General features: G+C 69.5%; 2 protein-coding genes. Both read right to left on the reverse strand.

Annotated features, from left to right (window positions below):
- Positions 1-807 (reverse strand): alcohol dehydrogenase catalytic domain-containing protein (locus BIU82_RS13360; protein ID WP_070349964.1); only part of this gene is annotated, 807 nt, incomplete at its 3' end.
- Complete coding sequence (locus BIU82_RS13365) at positions 807-1,577, reverse strand: SDR family oxidoreductase (RefSeq protein ID WP_070349965.1); 771 nt, start codon at positions 1,575-1,577, stop codon at positions 807-809. The genes BIU82_RS13360 and BIU82_RS13365, both read right to left, overlap by 1 nt.
- Positions 1,578-1,781 lie beyond the last annotated feature (204 nt).

A 1,781-nucleotide genomic window follows, 5' to 3' on the forward strand; every position in this document is an offset into this window, starting at 1 on the left:
GCCGCCGCGCACCGCGCCTTTGATGGCCGAGGCCAGGCCGAAGTGGCTGCCGGAGGATTCGATGACGACGTCGGCCTCGACGGCGGCGATCGCCTCGGCGTCGTCTCCCTTGAGGACCTCGTCCGCACCGACCGCGCGCGCGATTTCGAGCGGTTTGTCGTGCATGTCCACGGCGGTGATTTTCGCCGCGCCGGCGCGTTTCAGGACGGCGACGACGAGGGCACCGATCGGGCCGCTGCCGATGACCATCGCCGTCTTGCCGGCAACGTCGCCGGCCCGGGCAACGGCGTGCCAGGCCACGCTGGCCGGCTCGACCAGTGCCGCGGTACGCAGCGACAGGCCGGCCGGAAGTTCCCGCAGCATACGCACCGGAAGGGTGGCGTAGCGGCTGAAGGCACCGTCGGTGTGCGGGTGGCGGGCGGCGCTGCCCAGGTAGGTGCAGCCCGGGGACAGGTTGGGCCGGTCCTGCGGATACCTCGCCGCCCCCGGCCCGGGCGTCGCCGGGTGCACGGCCACCGGGGTCCCGGCCGCGGGTCCGCTGCCGTCCGCGGCGGCCCGCACCACGGTCCCGACGATTTCGTGGCCGAGGACCATCGGATCCTTCAGGATCGATTCACCCGCGGCGCCATGCATCCAGTAGTGCAGGTCCGAACCGCAGATCCCGCCGTAGGCGATTTCGACGACGGCTTCGTCCGCCGCCGGTGCCTTCAACGGGACGTCTTCGATGCGGAGGTCACCGGCGGCGTGCGCGACGACGGCCGGGCCGGACGGTGGCAGTTCGGTGAAGGGCCATTCGAAGCCGGGCATCAGACCACCACCGTCATTCCGCCGTCGACGAAGATCGTCTGGCCGTTGACGAAGTTGGAGGCCTCCGAGGCCAGCCACACGGCCGGGCCAGCAAGGTCCTCCACGGTCCCCCAGCGGTGGGCCGGGGTGCGGCCCAGGATCCAGGAATTGAACCCGGGGTCGTCCACCAGGTTCTGGGTCATTTCGGTGTGGATGTAGCCCGGGGCGATGCCGTTGATCTGGAGGCCGGAGCCGGCCCATTCGGCGGTCATGGCGCGGGTGAGGTTCCGCAGCCCGCCCTTGGCCGCCACGTACGGGGCGATCGTGGGGCGGGCCAGGTCCGTCTGCACGGAGCAGATGTTGATGATCTTGCCCCGGCCGCGGGGGACCATGTGGCGGGCGGCTTCGCGGCCTACCAGGAAAGCGCTGGTCAGGTCCGTGGTGAGGACGCGTTCCCAGTCCTTGACGTCCAGTTCCAGCATCGGCACCCGGTGCTGGATACCGGCGTTGTTCACCAGGATGTCCAGCGGTCCGACATTTTCCTCCACCCAGGACACACCGCGTGCCGCTTCGACATCGCTGGTGACATCGAACGCACAGCTATGGACCCGGCCCGGGGCGAAATCCGCCGCCAGCGCGGCCTCGGCCGCCTTCAACCGTTCAGCGTTGATGCCGTTCAGCACCACGGTGGCACCGGCATCCGCCAGCCCGCGCGCCAAGGCGTTGCCGATGCCGCGGCTGGAACCGGTCACCAAAGCCACCCGCCCGGTGAGATCGAAAAGCGTATTCATGGTCAGCAGCTCCTTCGCCGCGTGGGTTGGTGGTTATCGGTCCGTTGTGTCCAGGAAGGGGCCGCGCTGTACGAGGTTCGCCGGGGCGTGGCCCTTAGCCAGAGCTTCGAGCTGCCGCCGCAGGAGCTTGAGGATCCGCGGTTCGAAGGCGGAGGCGTTGCCACCTACGTGCGGGGTGATCAGTGCATTGGGTGTTGACCACAG

The organism is Arthrobacter sp. SW1 (genome assembly GCF_001766675.1).
In the GTDB taxonomy this organism is placed as follows: domain Bacteria; phylum Actinomycetota; class Actinomycetes; order Actinomycetales; family Micrococcaceae; genus Arthrobacter.